This window comes from Thermostichus vulcanus str. 'Rupite' (assembly GCF_022848905.1).
In the GTDB taxonomy this organism is placed as follows: Bacteria; Cyanobacteriota; Cyanobacteriia; order Thermostichales; family Thermostichaceae; genus Thermostichus; species Thermostichus vulcanus_A.
This window is the reverse complement of the sequence record NZ_JAFIRA010000057.1, coordinates 1-1,308: the sequence shown is the minus strand read 5'-3', so window position 1 is coordinate 1,308 and position 1,308 is coordinate 1. Positions and strand designations below refer to the sequence as shown.

Annotated in this window: 2 protein-coding genes; one reads left to right on the top strand and one right to left on the bottom strand. The window is 54.6% G+C overall.

Features of this window, described 5'->3' with window-relative positions:
* Nucleotides 1-92, bottom strand: a 92-nt coding sequence (locus JX360_RS18090; protein WP_425244427.1) for a sugar phosphate nucleotidyltransferase, incomplete at its 3' end; no start/stop codon positions are given.
* Nucleotides 93-332: 240 nt separating this feature from the next.
* Between JX360_RS18090 and hisG the strand changes: the two genes are divergently transcribed.
* A complete protein-coding gene (gene hisG, locus JX360_RS15560; protein ID WP_244352762.1) occupies nt 333-1,061 on the top strand; it encodes an ATP phosphoribosyltransferase in 729 nt (242 codons plus the stop codon).
* Nucleotides 1,062-1,308: the final 247 nt, after the last annotated feature.

The window sequence follows — 1,308 nt, the reverse complement described above, 5'->3', positions numbered from 1 at the left end:
TTGTGCAAAATCGGGATCATCGGCTTGGGCATCATGTAGGTGATGGGCCGTACCCGTGTACCTTTGCCTGCTGCCAGGATCATGGCTTTCATGCCGTTGTCACTCCTCGGGGTTAACCGTGCTCTGACTTTATCACCCCGATACCGGGATCCTCTGCCTACGGAATAGAACAGATTTTTGGATATTCTCAGTATTCTTATTTTTCCAATCTTCTCACGCCTTTCCAGTCCCCACAAACTCTGCAAGCCGCCACAGCGATAAAATCAAAAGCGGTCAGCTCCCTTGTGGAGCCTTTCTACTCCAACCCAAGGGATCCCTTGATTTCAACTGTGATGTCCCCCCAGCCAACCCCAGATCGGGATTCTCCCTCCAGAGGTCAACCGATCACCATTGCCCTTGCCAAGGGAGCCTTGTTGTCGGAGGCTATCCGGTGTTTTCAACAGGTGGGCATCGATTTCAGCCGTTTTTTGGATCCCGGTAATCGCCTCCTGCGGATTGAGTCCCCCACCCAGTTGAATGGGCAGCGCTACGAAGCGCTGCTGGTGCGCACCCACGATGTGCCCGTGTATGTGGAATATGGGCAGGCACAGTTGGGCATTGTCGGCTATGACGTGTTGCGGGAGCGCTATGCCGGTACAGAGGCACGGGTGGCCCATTTGCTGGATTTGAAGTTTGGCTACTGTCGTATGTCGGTAGCCCTGCGCCAAGACAGTCCCTACACTTCTGCCACTCAGCTACCGCCCCATGCGCGAGTGGCCTCTAAGTTTGTCGGCTGTGCGCGGGAGTATTTTGACCGTTTGGATTTGCCGGTGGAGTTGATCTCGTTATACGGCTCGGTGGAATTGGCCCCAATCACTGGCATGGCAGATGCGATTGTGGATTTGGTGGCAACGGGGCGCACCCTAAAAGAAAATGGCCTGATCGAACGGGATTGTCTGTTTGAGAGCACCGCCCGTCTGATTGCCCATCCGATCAGCTACCGCATTGGCCGGCCCCCTATCCACGAGTTGGTGACTCAAATCCGGGAACAGTGGCTTGGCTCCGCGTTGGTTAACCCCTAGGCTCTACGGCTCAGCTTGGCCTCAACCCCGCCACTCTCGTACAGATTTGGGCAGCAAAGAAACTTCTTAAAGCAGGACCCAAGATGAGGATCACTATTGCGTACAATGGGGGCATTCTGGCTTGTTTTCCCCAGCAGCGTTCAGATTCAAAAAAGGTTTTTCGAGGTTCGACCATGCGGTATCGTCCACTGCTCGCCATTTTGTTGGCGCTTTGTTTGAGCGTCTTCGCCTTTCCGGCTGAGGCTGC

Bases quoted from the DNA above. Each gene is read 5' to 3' on its own strand.
- hisG (WP_244352762.1), top strand. From the start codon at position 333: ATGTCCCCCCAGCCAACCCCAGATCGGGATTCTCCCTCCAGAGGTCAA.